Below are 19,762 nucleotides of genomic sequence, written 5' to 3'. Positions count from 1 at the left end.
AATACATTTGAGAATTATTAGAAGTCTTTGACCAATGCTCCCATGACGACCAGTGCCTCTAAACCGAGTCCGGCGCTCAGCAATGCCGTACTTGCCGCGATCGGTTTTCCGACGGCGTTGACCAATCCCATCGGGTCGCCATTGACGGCCTGCTCGATGCCATCGAGGAACAGGTTGAGACTGTAGGACGGCAACGAGGTGGCTCCCGCGTTGAGCAGGTCGGCGGTGGGAAGCAGGACCGCGTATGTCTGCGAGGTGACCGTGGTGAAGGTGTCGGTGATGTAGCTGTTCGCCGCCTGGAGGTTGCCGATGAATCCGGGTGCCGAGGTCGGGACGGTGAAAAGTTCAGCCGGCGGCGCCGGCAGCGCGCTGTACGTGCGCAACAGGCCCAGTGCCGAGAGGTCGAGTTCAGCCGGCGGTGGCGGCGTCATGAGAGTGTTTGCAGCAGTGGTTAAGCCGTGTTGGGTACCCACGGTCAGGGTCCCGGAGAGGCGGACCGGATCCACTGGCGGGAACAGCCCGAACGGTGTGGGCACGTCCGCAGCGGTGGTCGAGTAACCGTAGTTGGGGTCGCCGTAGCCGAGGTTGACGATCGTTCGCAGGTTGGGCTCGACCAGATCCGCCAGCGGGTTGCCTATGACGGGTATCGCCCGCACCGGGGTCAACAGCGGCAGATTGTGGTTCCGGATCATGTAATACGTGGTGTTGCCGGTGTAACCCGGGGATGTCGGCAGCTGGACCAGGTCTCCGGGCGGCAGCGAGTCGATGTTGATATAGGGGGTCTTGGTGTGCACCAGGGCGATGCCCGCAATGGCGTTCAGGTCGGAGACGACGTTGAGCGGATAGCGCGGGAAGTCGGCGAAGCCGTCGTATTCGTAGGTGTAGATGCTGGTGGGATAGATCGTGTCGGACGGTGTTGCGCCGAAGAAGTTCAGCCCGATGCTCGGGAGGGTCAATCCGGCGAAGCGGGACAGCAGCCCGCCGTTCGGGTTCATCGGATTGGCCAGCAGCACGAAGCCCAGTTGATCGGCACCGGGTGCGCCGGGCATCGTGGCGAGATAACGCATCTCGATGGAAGAGATGATGGCGCTTTGCGAATAACCCAGGGCGACAACGCTGTTACCCCGACCGATTTCGCCCATGATCGCTTGGTGCAGCATCGCGACGCCCTGGCTCACCGAGGTGTTGAGCGGCAGGCTCTTCGCGCCGGTCAATGGATACAGCTGTTCGGGCGTGAACAGGACCCGCGGGGCCGTGGCGCCGAACTGGGGGCTGATGTAATTCAGTACGCCGTCGACGAATTTGGCTGGGGGTAGCGGTGTTCCACTGCCACCCATCACCAGGCTCACGGTGGGACCGGTCAGGGGCGTCGCGGCGATCGTGGCGACGTTCGCGACTTCGGTTCCCGTGTAGGCGAATCCGGCAGCGGCCAATACCCGGCTGAACTCCTCGTGGAGTGCCGCGAGTTGTGCGACGGCGGTCTGGCCCTGCGCGCCGTAGACGCTGAAGAACCGCGCGACGGCCGCGGACACCTCGTCGGCGGCGGCCGCCAACAGGTTCGACGTCGGTGCCGCCGCGGCCCCGCCGGCCGTGTGAATCGCCGAACCGATTTCCGCGAGATCGGCCGCGGCGGCTGCGATGAATTGCGGCTGCGCGCTCACATATGTCATAGGACTGTCCGGCTATAAACCGATGCTCTGCAGGTCCTGAGCGATGTCCGCGGCGGCCTCCACCACCGCGATGAACTCGATCATGCCGCCCAGCGCCGCCAGGCCGGCCGTGGCCGCGAGTGGCAGTTCGATTGCGGCCCTGAGGTTGCCCTGGGCGAGCTGGCTCAGGAACAGCGTCAGGTCGTAGGCGGGCATGGTGGTCGCGAAGGCGGTGAGCAGGTCTGCCGTCGGTAGCAGCACCGAGTAGCCGGTCGAAACCACCGAGGCCACCGTGTTGGCGATGTTCACCGGCGTCGGTGGCAGCACCTGCGGTGGGGGTGTCAGGTAGGCCTGAATCAGCGGCGGGAAGGCGGGCGGCTGGATCACCGGCGCCGTGGTCAACGCGTGCGGGGCGACCGCCATGAAATCGTTGATGCCCTGCTGGGTACCCCGGACCAGAGCGTCGGCGATGACACCCGGCGGGACCTCCGGGAAAAGGCCGAACGGTGTGGGCACATCGGCGTAGCTGGTGGAGTAGCCGAAATTCGGGTCGCCGTAGCCGAGGTTGACGATGACCTTCAGATTCGGTTGTACCAGTGCCGCAATGGGTTCGCCGATGACGGGGATGGCCCGCACCGGGTCCAGCAGCGGCAGGTTCGGGTGGTCGATCATGAACCACCTGTTGGTGGTGGCGCCCGTGGTCGGCAACAGCGTGGCCGACTGGACTTGAGCGGGCGTGAGGTCGGCGTAAGTCGTGTGGACCGTGATGATGCCGAAGATGGCGTTGATGTCCGACACGATGTTGAGCGGGTACCGGGGGAAGTCGGCGAAGCCGTCGTATTGGAGCGTGTAAGTCGTTGTGGGGTAGAGGGTATTCGGCATCGCTCCGTAGAACGGCAGTCCGACGGTGGAGATGTCCAGGCCGGGGATGCGCGCCAGGATGCCCCCGTTGGGGTTCATCTCGTTGCCGATCAGCACGAAGCTGAGCGAGTCGAAGGGTGGCGCATACCCTGGCGGGAGACCGCTGTAGTACTGCATCAACAGTGATGAGATGACGGCGCTCTGCGAATAGCCGAAGACAACGGCATGGTTTCCGGCCGTGACCTCATTCATGACCGCGGTGTTGAGAATCTGCAGCCCCTGCTGCACCGAGGAGGCGAAGATCAAGGACCGCACACCGGTGATCGGGTACAGCTGCTCGGGGGTGACGAGCGACGTCAGAACGGTGCCTAGCGGCGAGTTGGGAATGATGAAGAGTTTGTTGACATTGTCCAGGTAGGTAGGACCGGGGATCGGAGTTCCGGTGCCGCCCATGGCAATTGAGAAAGTGTCTCCGGTGAACGGCGGGAACACCGGCGGAGTGCCCGGCAGTGGTAGCCCGCGCAGCACGCTCTGCTGGAGCTGAGCCGTGTTGATCGCCTCGGCGTTGACGTAGTAGTCGATCGTGGAGTTCAGGTTCTGGACCAGACCCTGGTACAGCGTCCCGAGCTGAGCGCTGACCGTCTGGAATTCCTGGCCGAACCCACCGAAGAAGTTGGCGATCGCCGTCGACACCTCGTCGGCGGCGGCGGTCATCAATCCGGTCGTGGGAGCGGCGGCGACCGCAGCGGCCTCACCGATCGCCGTGCCGAGCCCGGCCAACTCCGTCGCTGCCGCTGCCAACGCCGGCGGCTGCGCGAATACGTAAGACACCCCCGAAAGGGTAGAGCGATTGTGCGACGGTGTCCGGCCTTTGGCCCGACTCATAGAACCTCGGCTGAATCAGCCCAACAGAGCCGCTCGCAGTCGTGTCACATCGGTCCCGGTGATGCCCGCGTCGCGCAGGTAGGCGTCCAGTGACCCGAACGACTCCTCGATCGTTTGCCATGCCGCCCACAGGTATTCGGCACGGACGCCGAGCACGCCGTCGGACAGCCGCGCCTTGGTGAAGGTGACCACCTCGGGGGTCAGCTCGACGTCGGAGCGCTGCGCGATCATCTCGGTGATCTGGTGGCGCAGCTGCGGTACGGCTTCGTTACTGCGCAGGTAGTCGGCGACGATGACGTCGCGGTCCAGCCCGGCCGCTTCCAGCACCGTCGCGACCACGAAGCCGGTGCGGTCCTTGCCGGCGAAACAGTGGGTGAGCACCGGGCGTCCGGCGGCCAGCAACGTGAACACCCGCCGCACCGCGCGTTGGGCCCCGTTGCGCGTAGGGAATTCGCGGTATTCCTCGGTCATGTAGCGGACGGCGTTGGCTTCGATCGCTTCGTCAGACTCGTCGGCATTGCCTTCGGTCATCAAGCGCCGGAACGCGCTTTCGTGCGGGGCTTCCTTATCCTCTGAATTGTCTTCCGAGTCATCGGCCCCGTCGGTCCCGGATTGGTCGTCGTCGGCGAGGTCGGGGAACGGCAACAGGTGGACGTCGACGCCGTCGGGCACTCGTCCCGGGCCGCGCCGGCTGACCTCGCGGGTCGAGCGCAGGTCGGCGACGTCGGTGATCCCCAACTGGCGTAGCACCGCCCGGCCCGCGTCGTCCAGGCTGCTCAGCTCGCTGGAGCGGAAGAGTCGCCCGGGCCGAAGGTCCGCCGTCTGATCGGCGACATCACGAAAGTTCCACGCCCCGGACAGTTCCCGGGATACCTCAGCCATGAGTGGTGACCGCAGCGGCGAGAGCGGACTGCTCGCGGCCCAGCTCGGTGCGCGCGATGGTGCGCATGTGCACCTCGTCGGGGCCGTCGAAGATGCGCATCGCGCGGTGCCAGCCGTAAAGGCGGGCCAATACCGTGTCGTCGCTGACGCCGGCGGCGCCGTGCACCTGGATGGCGCGGTCGATGACGTCACACGCCACCTGCGGCGCCACCGCCTTGATCTGCGAGACGAGCAGATGCGCGGCCTTGTTGCCGTGCTTGTCGATGGTCCACGCCGCCTTCTCGCACAGCAACCTGGCCTGGTCAATCTCGTTGCGGGACTTGGCAACCGCATGCTGCACCAGTCCTTGATCGGCCAGTGGGCGGCCGAACGCGATCCGGTTGTTGGCGCGGGCGACCATCAGCGCGAGCGCGCGTTCGGCTCCGCCGAGTGCGCGCATGCAGTGGTGGATGCGCCCCGGGCCGAGCCGCGCCTGCGCGATGGCGAAGCCGGCCCCCTCCTCGCCGAGCAGGTTGGTGGCCGGCACCCGCACGTTGTCGTAGACGATTTCGCAGTGGCCGTGCTGGTCCTGCCAACCGAACACCGGTGTGGAACGCACGACCGTCACGCCCGGGGTGTCCATCGGCACCAGGATCATGGACTGCTGCTGGTGGCTGGCCGCGTCGGGATTGGTGCGACCCATCACGATGAGGATCTTGCAGCGCGGATCCGCCGCGCCCGACGTCCACCACTTGCGGCCGTTGATCACGTAGTCGGCGCCGTCGCGCACGATCGAGGTCTGGATGTTGCGCGCGTCGCTGCTGGCGACCGCGGGCTCGGTCATCGAGAACGCGCTGCGGATCTCTCCGTTCAGCAGGGGTTCCAGCCACTGCTTGCGCTGCGGTTCGGTCGCGAACAGGTGCAGGGTCTCCATGTTGCCGGTGTCCGGCGCCGCGCAGTTGAGCGCCTCCGGTGCCATCTCGAGACTCCAGCCGGTCAGTTCGGCCAACGGCGAATATTCGAGGTTGGTCAGCCCCGACTCGGCCGGCAGGAACAGGTTCCACAGGCCGCGCTCTTTGGCCTTGACCTTCAGGTCCTCGATCACCGGCGGCACCGTGAAGTTGTCCGGCCCGGCCTCGTGGCGATACTTGTCGTAGTCGGCCTCGGCCGGAAAGACGTGCTCGGTCATGAAGTCGGACAGTCGTTTGTGATAGTCACTGGCTTTGGCCGACATTGCGAAGTCCATGACCGCCACGATAGGACACCTGTCACCACCCGCCGCGAGCAGACGCAAAATCGCATGCAAGAGCACGGATTTGTGCGATTTTGTGTCTGCTCGCGGGGTGGATGGCCAGCGGGTTAGATGGGGTTATGCGCCCCCCGTTTCCGCCATTCACCCTTGAATCCGCGATGCGGAAAGTTCAGGCCGCCGAAGACGCCTGGAACACCTGTGATCCCGAGCGGGTGAGCCTGGCCTACACGGTCGACTCACAATGGCGCAACCGCGACGAGCACGTCGTCGGACGGTCGGAGATCGTTGCCTTCCTCACCCGCAAGTGGCAACGCGAACTCGACTATTCGCTACGTAAAGGTCTGTGGAGCTTTCACGACAACCGCATCGCCGTGCGCTTTCAATACGAATGCCACGACCCGAGCGGCCAATGGTTCCGCAGCTACGGCAACGAGTTGTGGGAGTTCACCGCGGACGGGCTGATGGCGCGTCGCGAAGCGAGCATCAATGATGTCGCGATCGAGGAATCCGATCGCCGGCTGTTCGGGCCACGCCCCGCGTCGGAGCACGGCGTGGACTTTCCGCTGTGGTGACCGGCGCTTAGACCGGCGGGTAACCGGGCGGCGGATATCCGTTTCCGGACTCGACGCCGCGCAGGCCCCACGTGAGATAGCTGAAGAAATACTCGATCTCGTCGCTGCCGTCGTAGTCCGGACTCGGGTCCATCACTCCACCTCTCGACTGCTGATCGACTCCCCCACTGGGTCTGTTTCGCGAGTCTAGTCCTATCCGCGTCGCCGCGACAGGCGCGGTGCTGCCTAAACTGTCCAACTAGTTGATTGATAATCAGTCGGGTGGGGGGTCGTCCGTGCCCCCACCGGCAGTGATGAGGGTGAGTAGAGATGGCATCCGGAACTGGCCTGACCCGGCGTGAGGAGTTGCTGGCCGTCGCCACCAAGCTGTTCGCCGCGCGCGGTTATCACGGCACCCGGATGGACGACGTCGCCGACGTGATCGGGCTGAACAAGGCCACGGTCTACCACTACTACGCGAGCAAAGCGCTGATCCTGTTCGACATCTATCGGCAGGCCGCCGAGGGAACGCTGGCCGCCGTGCACGACGACCCCTCCTGGACGGCGCGAGAAGCGCTGTATCAGTACACCGTCCGGCTGTTGACCGGCATCGCCGGCAATCCCGAGCGCGCGGCCGTCTACTTCCAGGAGCAGCCCTACATCACCGAGTGGTTCACCTCCGAGCAGGTGGCCGAGGTGCGGGAGAAGGAAGCTCAGGTCTACGAGCACGTGCACGGCCTGATCGACCGCGGCATCGCCAGCGGCGAGTTCTACGAGTGCGACTCGCACGTGCTGGCGCTGGGCTATATCGGCATGACCCTGGGCAGTTACCGGTGGCTGCGGCCCAGCGGCCGGCGCTCGGCCAAGGAGATCGCCGCGGAGTTCAGCACCGCGCTGCTGCGTGGACTGATCCGCGACGAGGCGATCCGCACCACCGCTCCGCTGGGGCCCTGACGGTCAGTTGAAGATCGGCGGGATGATGTCCAGCACATCGCCCAGCACGCCGCTGAGCATGGACAGCGCGGTCACCGGCGGCTGGCTGAGTTGCGGGCCGAAGTAGAAGTTCAGACCGGGGTTGGTCGAGGGCACCCACGGATAGGCGTTCGGGAAGTATTCCGGCCCCCACAGGCCCGCCTGCACCCCGATCTCGACCGCGGCGCCGTAGGGCGCCTGCAGAAGTCCCTGGCCCAGGTAGTAGGCGACGTTGAACGGGTTGGGAATGTTGATCAGCCCGGCGGGGGTGGGCAGGTCGGCGTAGCCGTAGTTGTAGCCGAGGTCGACCATCACCCGCAGCGGCGGCTGCAGAAGATCGGCGATCACCGGACCGGCATAGGGGATGTCCCGGATCGGCTGCAATAACGGCAGGTTCTGGGTCGGGAACATGTAGTAGTGCGTGTTGCCGGCGTACCCCGGCGAGGTGGGCAGCGGCACCGCGGTGCTGGACGACCAGATCGGGTAGTCGTGGTGGACGTAGAAATAGCCCATGAATGCGTTGACGTCGGCCAGCACGTTCAGCGGGTACTGCGGTACGTGGGCGATGCCGTCGTACTGGGCGGTGTAGACGTAGGTCTCGTACGGGTTGTTGGCCGGGAGCGCGCCGTTGAACGGCGCATCGAGAATCGGGATATAGAAGCCGGGGAAGCGGGACAGCAGACCGCCGTTCGGGTTGTTGCCCGCCGCGGCCAGGATGAACGCCAGCCGGTCGGTATTGGGCGAGCCGGCAGCCATCAAGTTGAGGATCTCGTTGTTGATGATCGAGGCGCTCTCCGAGTAACCGAAGACGGCAACGTGCTTGGTGGCATCGGCCAGTTGGGTGTTGATCGCCGTGTTGAGCAGGGACACGCCCTTGGCGACGGACTGGGCATACGTCATGTTGCCGAGGACGGGAGTCACCGGCCAGAACTGTTCCGGGGTGAACAGGCCCAGCGGGCCAGCGCCCGGGAAGATCTTCTGGATGTAGTTCTTGTTGATATCTGTGATGTACTCAGCGACCGGCAGCGGATTGTTGGTGCCGCCCATGATCAGCGCGGTGATCGGGTTCGCCAGCGTCGCAGCGGGACCCGCGGCGGTCGGCGGCTGTGTCAGCAGCGATTGAACCCCGTTGAGTAGCGCGCCATTCAGCGCTTCCGCCTGGGTGTAGGCGCTCGCGGCATTCGACAGGGTCCTGGTGAAATCGCTCTGGAACAGCGAAGCCTGCTTGACGACCGCCTGGTATTCGTCGCCGTACGCGCTGAAGAGGTTCGCGACCGCAGCCGAGACTTCGTCGCCGGCGGCGGCGAGCAATCCCGACGTCCGGCCCGCCGCGGCCGCGTTGGCGGCATGGATCGCCGCGGCGATTCCGTTCACGTCGGTGGCCGCCGCCGCGAGCGTCTCAGGGGCCGTGAGCAGGTACGACATCTCCCCGTCCTTCCCGTTGACCGGTCCCCATCCCGGTCCGGCACGAACTACCCGCAACCGCGGGTATTAGGTATGAACCAGAGAGTAGAACTGTGTGGGCGGGAATTCCGGCGTTTCGACAGTTAATTGCCGGCGGGCCGCAGGTGCTTGTCCAGAAAGGCGATCTGGTCGGTGACCACGCGCTCGAACGCGTCGTCGACATAGATGGCGAAATGGCCTTCGGGGTACGTTTTGATTTCGCCGCGGGGCGCCTTGCCGGCATACCGCAGCGTCGGTCCCGCCGGTGCCACCGAATCGGTTTCGCACACACAGAACAGAATCGGGCAGGAGATCTTGGCGGCGCTGCGGCCCGGCCGGTAAATAAGCACCTTCAACCCGATGCGGGCGGCCACTTCGTTGCGCAGCTCCACACCCTCGGGCACCAATTTCAAATAGCCCGGGTAGGCGTCGGGTGCCGTCATCAGGGCGACCTCGCCGGGCATGCCCGCGGTCGGAATCATCACCGGCGGCTTCCCCCGGCGGGCGCCCAGCAGGTCGCGTACCGCCAGCCCGGTGACGCGGGTGGCGGTCAGCGGGTTGATCGCCCCGATGGACGCCAGGCCGTCGGTGAACGGGCACTGTGCCACCGCGGCGGCGATGCCGGGCAGGCGGGCCGCGGACTCGATCACATGTCCGCCGCCGAAAGACGTGCCCCATAGGGCAATTCGTTCCGGGTCTATGCCGGGCAGGGTGCGGGCGAAGTCGACGGCCGCGGCCCAGTCGGCGAGTTGCATGTCGATGTCGAGGAGCTGACGGGGCTGCCCATCGCTGTCGCCAAAGTTGCGGTAGTCGAACACCAGGCAGGCGTAACCCGCCGCCCGGAACCGCTCGGCGTAGGCGTCCAGTCGCATCGTGCGCACCGCGCCGAGCCCGTGAGCCATCACCACCAGCGGGGCTGGGCCGTCCGTCTCGGGCCGGTACAACCAGGCGCTGATCCGGGTGCTGCCGGAAAGGAACGAGACGTCTTCGCGCTGCGGCATAGCGCAACAATAGTGCCGCCGAGACCCCCGAAAAATTATGGACTACTGTCTAGAAAAGCTACAGCGTTGTGGGGACGGAAGGACACTCATGGCGATTCGCGTCGCCCACGTGGGCACCGGAAATGTCGGCGGGCTGGCCCTTGCCCAGCTCATCACCAACCCTGCGTTCGAACTCACCGGAGTATGCGTGTCCAGCCCGGAGAAAGTGGGACGCGACGCCGGCGAATTGTGCGGAGTGGGTCTAGATTCAGCCGTGACGACTGGCGTGCGGGCGGTGAATGACCTCGATGCGCTGCTGGCCACGCGACCCGAGTGCGTTGTCTACTGCGCGATGGGGGATACCCGGTTGCCGGACGCAATGGCTGACGTGATGCGGATCCTGGCCGCCGGTGTCAATGTCGTCGGATCGTCGCCGGGGCTGCTGCAGTATCCGTGGGGCGTGATGCCGGAGAAATACATCGCTCGTGTGGAACAAACTGCGCAGCAAGGTAATTCGAGCATCTTCATCACCGGCGTCGACCCCGGCTTCATCAACGACCTCATCCCGTTCGCCCTCGCCGGCACCTGCCAGCGCATTGAGGCGGTGCGGTGCATGGAGATTCACGACTACGCGAGTTACAACGGCGCCGAGGTCATGCACTACATGGGCTTCGCCCGGCCTTTGGACGAGATCCCGATGCTGCTGCAGCCGGGGGTGCTCAGCATCGCCTGGGGAACGGCGATCAGGCAGCTGGCGGCCGGCCTGGGCATCGAGATCGACGAGATCACCGAGTCTTACCAGCGCGAGCCGGCACCGGAAGACTTCGACATCGCGGTGGGCCGCGTGGAAAAGGGCACCCTGGCCGTGCTGCAGTTCGAGATCCGCGGCATGGTCGACGGCCGCCCGGTGATCGTCATCGAGCACATCACCCGGTTGCGTCCCGATCTGCGCCCCGATCTGCGCCAGCCCGCGGCGGGCACCGGCTCGTACCGGGTCGAGATCACCGGGGAGCCGTCCTACGCGGTGGATATCGTGCCGAGCAGCCGCAAGGGCGACCACAACCATGCGGCGATCGCCGGTGCCGCCGGCCGGATCGTCAATTCCATTCCGGACGTGATCGCGGCACCGCCCGGCATCAGGAGCACGCTGGACCTGCCCTTGGTCACCGGAAAAGGGCTTTTCACACCCAACGACCTAGTGGTCACGTAAGCGAAGGGAACCGGCTGCGATGGAACGACCGGGACGGGTCGAGGGCAAGGTCGCGCTGATCAGCGGAGGCGCCCGCGGAATGGGCGCCGAGGACGCGCGGCTGCTGGTCGAGGAGGGCGCCCGGGTGGTCATCGGCGACGTCCGTGACGACGAGGGCAAAGCGCTGGCCTCCGAATTAGGTGACGCCGCACGCTACGTCCATCTCGACGTGACGCAACTCGACCAGTGGGAGGCCGCGGTCGCGACGGCCACCGGCGAGTTCGGCAAGCTCGACGTGCTGGTCAACAACGCCGGCATCGTCGCGGCCGGGCCGCTGCGCGAGTTCCGGATGGACAAGTGGCAGCAGGTGCTCGACGTCAACCTGACCGGCACCTTCCTGGGCATGCGCTCGGTGGTCGACCCGATGACCGAGGCCGGCGGCGGTTCCATCATCAACATCTCCTCGATCGAAGGGATCCGCGGAGCGCCGATGGTGCATCCCTACGTCGCGTCGAAGTGGGCGGTGCGCGGCATCACCAAATCCGCGGCCCTGGAACTCGCGCCGGTGAACATCCGGGTGAACTCGGTGCACCCCGGTTTCATCCGCACCCCGATGACCGCGCACCTGCCCGAGGACATGGTCACCATCCCGTTGGGCCGGCCGGCCGAAGCCCGCGAAGTCGCAACCTTCGTGGTGTTCCTCGCCAGCGACGAAGCCTCCTACGCCACCGGCAGCGAATTCATCATGGACGGCGGGCTGGTGACCGACGTGCCACACAAGCAGTTCTGACGATGGTGTCGAGCCTGCCCGGCCTCCTGACCGAGGTGGTGGGCTCCAATCACGTCGTCACCGACCCCGACGTACTGGCGGGCCGCAGCATCGACCACACCGGCCGGTATCGCGGCAAGGCCAGCGCGCTGGTGCGGCCGGGCTCGGCCGACGAGGTCGCTGCGGTGCTGCGGGTGTGCCGCGACGCCGGTGCCTACGTCACCGTGCAGGGCGGTCGCACCTCGCTGGTGGCCGGCACCGTGCCGGAACACGACGACGTACTGCTGTCCACCGAAAGACTTTCTGCCGTCGGCGATGTCGACGTGGTCGAGCGCCGGGTTCGTGTCGGGGCCGGCGCCACGTTGGCGGCGGTGCAGGGGGCGGCAACCGCGGCGGGCCTGGTGTTCGGTGTCGACCTGGCCGCCCGCGACTCCGCGACGGTGGGAGGCATGGCCTCCACCAACGCCGGCGGCCTGCGCACGGTCCGCTACGGGAACATGGGGGAGCAGGTCATCGGCCTGGACGTGGCCCTGCCCGACGGCTCGGTGCTGCGCCGGCACAGCCGGGTGCGCAGTGACAACACCGGCTACGACCTGCCGTCGCTGTTCGTCGGTGCCGAGGGCACCCTGGGGGTGATCACCGCCCTGGATCTGCGATTGCACCCGGTGCCGTCGCACCGGGTGACCGCGGTGTGCGGGTTCGCTGACCTCGAGGCGTTGGTCGAGGCCGGCCGGCTGTTCGCCGAGGTGGACGGGATCGCGGCGCTGGAGCTCATCGACGGCCGCGGGGTGGCGTTGACGCGCGACCAGTTGGGGGTCGGGGCGCCGGTCGACGGCGACTGGTTCCTGCTGGTGGAGCTGGCCGCCGATCATGACCAGACGGAGCGGCTGGCCGGTCTGCTGGACCGGGTGGGACTGTGCGGCGAGCCGGCGGTGGGCGTGGATGCTGCTGCGCAACAACGGTTGTGGCGGGTCCGTGAGTCGCTGAACGAGGTTTTGGGCGCGTACGGGCCGCCGCTGAAATTCGATGTTTCGCTGCCGTTGTCGGCCATTGGTGGTTTTGCCCGCGACGCGGTGGCGTTGATCGGTGAGCGGGTGCCCGAGGCGCTGCCGGTGCTCTTCGGTCATGTGGGCGAAGGCAACCTGCACTTGAACGTGCTGCGTTTCCCGACGGAGCACGAGCCCGCGCTGTACGCGGAGATGATGGCTCTGATCTCCGGTTGCGGCGGCAATGTCAGTTCCGAACACGGCGTCGGCACTTTGAAGAGGCCCTACCTCGGGATGTCCCGGCAGGCCGCCGACGTCGCCGCGATGCGCGCCGTCAAGGCGGCGCTGGACCCGACCTGCTACCTCAACGCGGCGGTGTTGTTCAGTCGGTAGGTCCTTTGATGCCGACGGCGTGACGCAGCTGGGCCAGGAACTGATCGGCGTCGTCACTGCGAACGACGTAGTGCGAGATCGCGATTCGGATCGCCGTCGCCGCTTTCACCGCAGCGTTGGGTCCCGGCAGGAGCCGTTGTAAGCCCTCCCGCATCTCGGGGATGACGCCGGACATCATCGGGATGACGTGCTCGGGCTCGATGTCGACCATCCGCACCCCGGAGTACGAGTACTGGTAGTCGACGATGAATCGCAGTGCGGCATCCAGCCTTTCGACGCCCTTGAGCCCCGCGGTCGCCTTCGCCAGTCCCTTCTCGAAATTCTCGCGTTCATATCGCGAGAAGGCGGACATCAACTCCTCTTTGGACGCGAACCAGCGGTAGAGCGTGGGGCGCGACACCCCGGCCTGTGTCGAGACCTCGGACAGGCTGAGTTTGGTCTTGCCGCTGCGGGCCAGCACCTCCGCGGTGGCCGCGAGGATCCGCTGACGGGTCGAGGTGTCGTTGTCGACGCTTTCGCTCACCGGCGATGGCTGGCTCATGAGTTGTTCTCTTCCAATGGGTTTGGGTCTGCGTTCGGCTCGGGCTTGGTATTGGGTTCGGGCTTGGTCTTGGCCCTGGGGGGCCTCGGGCGGACCAGCACCGATTGCTGGATGGCCCCGACCGCGCCCTGTTCGTCGAACAGTGTCCCGATCGTGGCGCCGATGCCGTCCGGGCCGTAACTGGTTTCCGCGCGGATGCCGACCCACTCACCTTCGGGAACCCGGAAGACGTGCACGGCCAGGTCGGTGTTGACGAAGGTGAACTTGGTGATGTCCAACTTGCTGCCGATGCCGTTGGCGCAATCGGCCACTGCGAACAACCGCTCTAGCGGCGTCATGGTCTCACCGGCGACAAGGTCCGCGATCGGCCTGATCCACGATTCACCCGGGCCCGGCGTCAGCGGCACGGTCAGCCACAGCCACTCCAGGCTGTGCACATAGTTGCGGTCCCAATTCCGCGCCTTGAGATCACGGTTGCGCGCCTTGGACACCGGGCGCGGCAGCGGCGCGGGTGAGTGCGCGACGGCGGCCGTGTCGACCTGCTGCAGCCGCCATCCGCTGGCCCGGGCCACCGGGCGCGGTTCGCCGTCGGGTCCGAGTGCCAGCATCTCCGCGGTGACCAACTCGATCTGCTTTCCGCCGCGGTCCAGGCTCGAGCGGACCCACAGATCCCCTTCCACCGGGACGGCGCCGAGTAGGTCGATGACTACCCGGCTCAAACGGGTGTCGTCGCGCCGCTCGCATCGTTCCAGCGCCCGGGTCAGCAGCGCGGACACCGGCGCGCCGTGCTGTATGGCGGACGACCAGGTGCCGCGGGCCAGATCGGTGGCCCGGAACTTCTCGCCCCGCGCGTCGGCACTGTCGATCAGCTCGTAGTACGAGTCGGTCATCTTCCCCCTCGGGTCAGGGCAGGCCGGCGCCCGGAATGTCCACCTGCACCGCGTCCAGCCTGGCCAGCCGGGTGCCCATCAGTCGCTTGGGATAAGCATCGGTGCTCGACAGCAGGAACAGCGTGCGCCGCTCCGGTCCGCCGAGCGTGCACGCGATGGCGACCCGGTCACCCATGTCGATGCGGTCCGTCACCTCGCCGCCTTCAGTGATCCGCTCGAACTGATGAGCCAGCGTCATCGCCGCCCACACGCCGCCCCGGGCGTCGAGCGCGATGCCGTCCGGCGGGCCGTCGAGATTGTCGGCGAACGGCCGGCGGTCGGTGAGCTCGCCGTCTTTCCCGATGGTGTATGCGGTGAGGCGGCGGCCCATCGACTCGGCCACGATCAGGGTGCCGCGATCGGCGGTGATGACCATCCCGTTGGGGAAGTCCAGATCGGTTGCCACCACGGTCGCGGTGTCGTCGGTGTCGAGCCGGACGATGGTGCCGCCGTCGAACGCCTGCGAGCCTATGTAGGCACGCCCGAGGTCGTCGATGACCATATCGCCGAGGCTGGCCGGTACGAGGTCGGACAGGTCGGCGACAGGTGACACGGTCTCGCCGTCATACCGGAGAACCTGCCTGTCCTCGGCGGAGACGATCAGCAGTGATCCGTCGGGACGGAAACCCAGCCCCGAGGGTGTGTGGCCGGGCAGCGGCAGGGTGGTAAGCGAGCCGCGCCAGTCGCAGGTGTGGACGGCTTCGCCGAGCATGTCGGAAAACCAGAGCAAGCCCTCGAACCAGCGCGGACCCTCCCCGAAGCAAAAGCCGTCGGCGAGCGGTGTCGGCGCCAGCGTGCCTTTACAAATCACTGCCAAAGTGTCATGCACCGCGGGCGTTGCTGTCAACGCGGGCGCGGCTTCGCGCGAGCTTTACAAATAATGCCTGAAATGTCACGCTGGGCCGTGAGCTGCCGGAACAAGGGGTGAGCGCGTTGACGACAGAGTCTGAACAGGTCCAGTGGTCGGTGGAGAGCCTGCTGGATCTCTTCGAGGTGCGGCCTGACGGGCCCGACCGGTTCATCGCCGGAACCGGACTGGCCGGCCAGGACGGCCGGCAGGTGGTGGAAGGCACCCAGGTCGTAGCTCAGGCGATTGTGGCCGCGGCGAACCGATTTGAGGGCAAGTCCGTGCGTTCGGCGCACGCCGTGTTCGCCCGCGCCATCATGGTGGGCCCGCCGATCGAGCTCGTGTTCGACGTGCTGAACGAAGGACGCTCCACCGCGACGGCGATCATCTCGGTGCTGCAGAACGGCAAGCGGTGCGTGAGCGTCACGGTGCTCACCGACGTTCCGACCGGCGACGTCATCCGCCACCACCTGACCCGGCCCGATGTCGCGGCGCCGGCCGACGCCAATGCCGTCGAGATGCCGATGACCGGCCGGGAACTGCGCCTGGTCGACGTGGTCGACGTGAACAGCCCCGACGAGGTCGGTCCGCCGGAGCTGTACGCCTGGCTGCATTACGACCCGATCCCCGAGCGCGACGATCTGGCCAAGGCCCTGATCGCGTATTTCACTGGACACCTGGGCATTTCGACGACCATGCGGGCACATTCGGGCATCGGCACCGCCCAGGCACACCTCACCGTGTCGACCGCACCGATGTCGATCTTCGTTTCCTTCCACGAACCGGTGCGCTGGGATGACTGGCTGCTCTACAGTCACGAGAGCACCCAGGTCGGTGCGGGAATGTCCTACGTGCGCGGAACCGTGCACACCGAGGACGGCGATCTGCTGTGTTCCTTCGCGCAGGAGGCGCTGATCCGCCCGCTGCGCACCACCGACACCTCGATCAACGCTGCGGCCCGGTTCTGAATCCCGTGCGCTTCACCATCACTCACCCGATGCACAGCCATCCGTACAACCCGGAGCTGGTCAGCGGGGACGGCATCGCGACAGTGGCGGCAGCGGCCGAGAAGGCCGGATTCCACGGGTTCGGGTTCACCGACCATCCGGCCCCGTCGCAGCGCTGGCTGGAAGCCGGCGGGCACGACGCGCTGGATCCCTTTGTGGCCCTAGGCTTTGCGGCGGCGCGGACTTCGGTGCTGCGGCTCATCCCGAATATTGTGGTGTTGCCCTATCGGAATCCGTTCGTGGTCGCGAAATCCGGTGCCACACTCGATCTGTTGTCCGGTGGCCGATTCACCCTCGCGGTGGGGGTGGGTTATCTGCGGCGGGAATTCGCGGCACTGGGTGTGGACTATGACAAGCGCGCCGAGTTGTTCGAGGAAGCGTTGCAGGCGATCCGGGCCATCTGGACGTCCGACGACGTCACATTCGAGGGGCAGCATTTCACCGCGCGGGGGATCACCGCGCATCCGCTGCCGGTGAGCCAACCGCATCCACCCATCTGGATCGGCGGCAATACCGGTATGGCTCGCCAACGGGTCGCGCAGTACGGAGACGGGTGGTGTCCGTTCCCCGCTCCGGCAGGGCTGGCGCGCACCGCGGGCACTGCGGTCATCGATTCGGCGGAGGCGCTGGCCGCCGGGATCGACGATCTGCGGCGGCGGTGCGACGCGGTGGGTAAGGACTGGTCGACGGTCGACATCACCTTCAGCAGTTTCGAGGGCGGCAATCCGGCCAGTGACGATTTCAATGCCGACGCCTACCTGGGCGGGCTGGAAAAGCTTGCCGCACTGGGTGTTACGTGGGTATCGGCGCACCTGCCCGGCGACAGTCTGGCGCACGCGCTCGAGGTGATGGACCGGTTCCGGTCGCTGGTGATCGATGTGATGTGAATGGACTTTTCCGCGGTGCCGTTGTCCGACGAGGATCGGGCATTCCATGACCAGACGCGCGCGTTCATCACCGAACACGTGACGGACGAGGTGCGTCGGCGCAACCGTGAGTTCGGTGAGAACTTCGATGAGCGAGTGCATTTGGCGTTGGGCGCAGCGGGCTATCTGGCCTCGGACTGGAAGCTGGAATCCGAGGGAGGTTTCAGTGCCGTCCGTCGTCGCATTTTCAACCTGGAGATCGCCCGGGCGCATACGCCGTGGTACCACTGGGGCACCACGTCGGTGGTCGCGCGCCTCGTGGAGCAGTTCGGGGCGCCCGAACTCGCGGAGATGGTGTTGCCCGGGGTGCTGTCCGGGGAGGTACGCCTGTGCCTGGGGTATACCGAGCCCGAAGGCGGCTCGGACGTGGCGACCTGCAAGACCCGCGCGGTACGGGATTCAGACGGCTGGATCATTAACGGCTCCAAGATGTTCACGTCGAATGCGCAGAACGCGAAGTACGTCTTCCTGCTTACCAACACCGACCCGCAGGGCCCGAAACACCGCAACCTGACCATGTTTCTGGTGCCGCTGGATTCGCCAGGCATCGAGATCCAGGGCATCCGCACCCTGGACGGCGACCGGACCAACATCGTGTTCTACAGCAACGTACGCGTCGACGACCTGTACCGGATCGGTGACGTCAACGCCGGTTGGACGGTGATGCGGTCTGCGCTGGACTCCGAGCACGGGTTGACCGAACGGGATGCCGAAGGCCTGCAGGATGTCGCCGCGATGTCCGGGCACGGCATGGTGATGGCCGAAGCGGTCGACCGGGTGGCCGCCCTGGCCCAGATTGACGACGAATCTGTGATGTACCGGCTGGGGCGGGATTTCGCGCGGACAGAGGCGGCTCTGACCACCCCCGGCATGTTCGGCCGCGTCGCGATCGGACAGACCATGCGCGACATCTCAGCGGACCTGATGGACATCCTGGGCCCGGCGGCGGCGCTGCCGACCGATACCGAGGGATCCGCCGACGACGGCTCGGCGGAGCATCTCTTCCGGCTGGCCCTGCCGATGGGGATCTACGGCGGCAGCCTCGAGGTGTTCCGGAACATGATCGCCCAGCACGAGTTGCGGTTGGGTCGGCCCAGTTACGGCAGCTGACAGCGTGGGGCGTCTCACAACGAAGCGTGGCGATTTACGGGTATCTGCCAGGGAATGACCAGAACTGCGCAGCGTCAGCTCGGAGCGTCAGACAGCCCGATCGAGGACGCGCTGGAGGACGCCTTCACCAGAATGGTGAGCGAGGGTGCGCAGCGTCTGCACCGCACCTGGCGCGAAGTATTCGTGACCGGGTTCTTCGGTGGTACCGAGGTGGCTATGGGTGTCCTTGCCTACCTGGCGGTTCTGAGTGCCACCCAGCGCCCACTTGTCGCGGGGCTGGCCTTCTCGATCGGCTTCCTGGCGCTGCTGTTGGGACGCAGCGAACTGTTCACCGAGGGTTTCCTGGTGCCGGTCGTGACGGTGGCCGCACGGCATGCGGGACCGGCGCAGCTGCTCAAACTCTGGGGCGGCACGTTGCTGGCCAATCTGATCGGCGGTTGGGTGATCATGTGGCTGATCATTGCGGGCTTTCCGCAATTGCGGACACAAGCGATCGAATCGGCCACCCACTTCGCCACGGCGCCGCTGTCGACGCAGACATTCGCTCTGGCGGTGCTGGGCGGCATGGTGATTACGCTGATGACCCGGATGCAGCATGGCACCGACTCGGTACCGGGCAAGATCGCGGCCGCGGTCGCGGGGGCTTTCCTGCTCGCAGGGTTGCAGTTGTTGCACTCGATCCTGGACTCGCTGCTCATCTTCGGCGCACTCATCACCGAACGGGCGCCGTTCGGTTATCACGACTGGTTGGCCTGGTTTGGATATACCCTGGCGGGCAATGTGATTGGTGGGCTGGCGCTGGTGACACTGTTGCGGTTGCTGCGCAGTAAGGACCGGTTGCAGGAGGAACGCGCCGAGGCGATGACGTCACCCGCTGACAGGTAGTTCGGCCACTACGTCGATGCGCGTGGGGTCGAAGCTGAAAAACCCTGCTATGGGCTGACTTTCGGGGTAAGGGTCGGGGTAGGTCCAGGCGGCGTCCCGTATGACGGTGTTGCCCACGACCGCCGACCAGTACGTCGCGTATCCCTTGTAGTTGCAGTAACTTGCGGTCTCGGTCTGCCTCAGCAGATCGGTGCGTACATGTCTCGGATGAACGTAAAGCCTTGGTTCAAGCGCGGTTTCGAAGAGAATCAGGGTGTCGTCGGTATCGACCAGCTGGGTGTCGTCGATTGACACCCGGAGCCTTCTGTTGGTCGGCCTGCAGTCGACGCGGTGGTAGGGGTTGGGCGGGTAGTGAACGAGCTCACGACCTTCCTCGAACCAGGTGTCCACCGCGTCCCAGGCCACGCGAACGAAGCCTGGTGCGTCTGGTTCGGGTTCGGTTGGGAGCCCGGTGATTACGTCTTCTGGGAAGGCGTAGCTGAGCGGTTTGTTCTGCCGGTGCACCATCAGCGCCCGTTCGGTGTCGATCACGGTGCGTCCGTTGCGTGTGGCCTGGATCCGACGCGGATGCGGCTCGATGTAGACGACGCCGTCGGGGATAGGGGGAGTGAATCGTCCGGCGGGATCGCTGCTGAGTGGGCCGCCTCCGGCTACCAGGCTCATCATTCGAGGGTACGGCGGGTGGCGGGACGCAGTTATCCACAAGTCGCGGCCCTACCAAAAAGT

At 66.0% G+C, this 19,762-nt stretch carries 19 protein-coding genes and 1 pseudogene; 9 read left to right on the top strand and 11 right to left on the bottom strand.

All coding sequences use genetic code 11. From position 1 onward, the window contains the following. Positions 1-17: 17 nt before the first annotated feature. From ACNQS7_RS18045 to ACNQS7_RS18030, 4 genes are all read right to left on the bottom strand, one after another. Positions 18-1,670 carry a PE family protein gene (locus tag ACNQS7_RS18045; RefSeq protein WP_418013590.1) on the bottom strand — a complete coding sequence of 551 codons (1,653 nt, stop codon included), beginning with the start codon at positions 1,668-1,670 and terminating at the stop codon, positions 18-20. A gap of 12 nt (positions 1,671-1,682) precedes the next feature. After that, positions 1,683-3,341, bottom strand: coding sequence for a PE-PPE domain-containing protein (locus ACNQS7_RS18040; protein WP_418013589.1), 1,659 nt, complete (start codon positions 3,339-3,341; stop codon positions 1,683-1,685). Positions 3,342-3,410: 69 nt separating this feature from the next. Beyond that, positions 3,411-4,277, bottom strand: coding sequence for a tyrosine-protein phosphatase (locus ACNQS7_RS18035; RefSeq protein WP_418013588.1), 867 nt, complete (start codon positions 4,275-4,277; stop codon positions 3,411-3,413). Then, entirely contained in the window at positions 4,270-5,490 is a 1,221-nt protein-coding gene (locus ACNQS7_RS18030; protein ID WP_418016046.1) for an acyl-CoA dehydrogenase family protein, read from the bottom strand. Before ACNQS7_RS18030 ends, ACNQS7_RS18035 begins: the two co-directional genes overlap by 8 nt. A 137-nt stretch (positions 5,491-5,627) precedes the next feature. Here ACNQS7_RS18030 and ACNQS7_RS18025 point away from each other — a divergent pair, with 137 nt between their 5' ends. Further along, positions 5,628-6,080: a DUF1348 family protein gene (locus ACNQS7_RS18025; RefSeq protein ID WP_418013587.1), complete on the top strand. Its 453-nt coding sequence runs from the start codon at positions 5,628-5,630 to the stop codon at positions 6,078-6,080. Between the two features lie 7 nt (positions 6,081-6,087). On the opposite strand, the gene ACNQS7_RS18020 is transcribed toward ACNQS7_RS18025, so the two are convergent. After that, positions 6,088-6,216 carry a hypothetical protein gene (locus tag ACNQS7_RS18020; RefSeq protein ID WP_172834767.1) on the bottom strand — a complete coding sequence of 43 codons (129 nt, stop codon included), beginning with the start codon at positions 6,214-6,216 and terminating at the stop codon, positions 6,088-6,090. Positions 6,217-6,389: 173 nt separating this feature from the next. Here ACNQS7_RS18020 and ACNQS7_RS18015 point away from each other — a divergent pair, with 173 nt between their 5' ends. Further along, positions 6,390-7,013, top strand: coding sequence for a TetR/AcrR family transcriptional regulator (locus ACNQS7_RS18015; RefSeq protein WP_418013586.1), 624 nt, complete (start codon positions 6,390-6,392; stop codon positions 7,011-7,013). A 3-nt stretch (positions 7,014-7,016) separates the two neighbouring features. On the opposite strand, the gene ACNQS7_RS18010 is transcribed toward ACNQS7_RS18015, so the two are convergent. Together ACNQS7_RS18010 and ACNQS7_RS18005 are read right to left on the bottom strand one after the other, a co-directional pair. Then, the gene (locus ACNQS7_RS18010; protein WP_156296224.1) at positions 7,017-8,456 is read right to left on the bottom strand and encodes a PE family protein; all 1,440 of its coding nucleotides are present in this window, start codon (positions 8,454-8,456) and stop codon (positions 7,017-7,019) included. 122 nt (positions 8,457-8,578) lie between these two features. Then, entirely contained in the window at positions 8,579-9,475 is an 897-nt protein-coding gene (locus ACNQS7_RS18005) for an alpha/beta hydrolase (protein WP_418013585.1), read from the bottom strand. Between the two features lie 88 nt (positions 9,476-9,563). On the opposite strand from ACNQS7_RS18005, the gene ACNQS7_RS18000 reads away from it, so the two are divergent. Genes ACNQS7_RS18000 through ACNQS7_RS17990 form a run of 3 tightly spaced genes read left to right on the top strand, consistent with a single transcriptional unit; the run spans position 9,564 to position 12,791 of the window. Next, positions 9,564-10,664 (top strand): diacylglycerol kinase, encoded by a 1,101-nt coding sequence (locus ACNQS7_RS18000; protein WP_418013584.1) that lies wholly within the window; start codon positions 9,564-9,566, stop codon positions 10,662-10,664. Positions 10,665-10,683: 19 nt separating this feature from the next. Beyond that, on the top strand, positions 10,684-11,433 hold the full coding sequence (locus ACNQS7_RS17995; RefSeq protein ID WP_065048303.1) for a glucose 1-dehydrogenase: 750 nt from the start codon (positions 10,684-10,686) through the stop codon (positions 11,431-11,433). Between the two features lie 2 nt (positions 11,434-11,435). Continuing rightward, positions 11,436-12,791 (top strand): FAD-binding oxidoreductase, encoded by a 1,356-nt coding sequence (locus tag ACNQS7_RS17990; protein WP_418013583.1) that lies wholly within the window; start codon positions 11,436-11,438, stop codon positions 12,789-12,791. Here ACNQS7_RS17990 and ACNQS7_RS17985 read toward each other — a convergent pair. The 3 genes and pseudogenes from ACNQS7_RS17985 to ACNQS7_RS17975 form a co-directional block, all read right to left on the bottom strand. After that, the gene (locus ACNQS7_RS17985; protein ID WP_065163452.1) at positions 12,781-13,332 is read right to left on the bottom strand and encodes a TetR/AcrR family transcriptional regulator; all 552 of its coding nucleotides are present in this window, start codon (positions 13,330-13,332) and stop codon (positions 12,781-12,783) included. The genes ACNQS7_RS17990 and ACNQS7_RS17985 overlap by 11 nt on opposite strands. Positions 13,333-13,403: 71 nt before the next feature. Next, positions 13,404-14,222, bottom strand: a pseudogene (locus ACNQS7_RS17980) (thioesterase family protein); the annotation flags it as partial. Between the two features lie 13 nt (positions 14,223-14,235). Then, positions 14,236-15,054 (bottom strand): SMP-30/gluconolactonase/LRE family protein, encoded by an 819-nt coding sequence (locus tag ACNQS7_RS17975; RefSeq protein ID WP_418016045.1) that lies wholly within the window; start codon positions 15,052-15,054, stop codon positions 14,236-14,238. A 131-nt stretch (positions 15,055-15,185) separates the two neighbouring features. Between ACNQS7_RS17975 and ACNQS7_RS17970 the strand changes: the two genes are divergently transcribed. The 4 genes from ACNQS7_RS17970 to ACNQS7_RS17955 are packed head-to-tail and all read left to right on the top strand — an operon-like array spanning position 15,186 to position 19,036. Beyond that, positions 15,186-16,076 carry an acyl-CoA thioesterase gene (locus ACNQS7_RS17970; RefSeq protein WP_418013582.1) on the top strand — a complete coding sequence of 297 codons (891 nt, stop codon included), beginning with the start codon at positions 15,186-15,188 and terminating at the stop codon, positions 16,074-16,076. 5 nt (positions 16,077-16,081) lie between these two features. After that, the gene (locus ACNQS7_RS17965) at positions 16,082-17,002 is read left to right on the top strand and encodes an LLM class F420-dependent oxidoreductase (RefSeq protein WP_133448351.1); all 921 of its coding nucleotides are present in this window, start codon (positions 16,082-16,084) and stop codon (positions 17,000-17,002) included. Further along, positions 17,003-18,151 (top strand): acyl-CoA dehydrogenase family protein, encoded by a 1,149-nt coding sequence (locus tag ACNQS7_RS17960; RefSeq protein WP_418013581.1) that lies wholly within the window; start codon positions 17,003-17,005, stop codon positions 18,149-18,151. A 54-nt stretch (positions 18,152-18,205) separates the two neighbouring features. Further along, positions 18,206-19,036, top strand: a complete 831-nt coding sequence (locus tag ACNQS7_RS17955) for a formate/nitrite transporter family protein (protein WP_418013580.1) — start codon at positions 18,206-18,208, stop codon at positions 19,034-19,036. On the opposite strand, the gene ACNQS7_RS17950 is transcribed toward ACNQS7_RS17955, so the two are convergent. Continuing rightward, positions 19,019-19,699: a DUF427 domain-containing protein gene (locus ACNQS7_RS17950; protein ID WP_418013579.1), complete on the bottom strand. Its 681-nt coding sequence runs from the start codon at positions 19,697-19,699 to the stop codon at positions 19,019-19,021. The two genes, ACNQS7_RS17955 and ACNQS7_RS17950, sit on opposite strands and share 18 nt — an antisense overlap. Between the last annotated feature and the right edge of the window lie 63 nt (positions 19,700-19,762).

The organism is Mycobacterium sp. 23, assembly GCF_048287075.1.
Lineage (GTDB): Bacteria > Actinomycetota > Actinomycetes > Mycobacteriales > Mycobacteriaceae > Mycobacterium > Mycobacterium gordonae_B.
The sequence above is the reverse complement of the archived record's forward strand: the minus strand, read 5'-3'. Positions and strand labels throughout refer to the sequence as shown.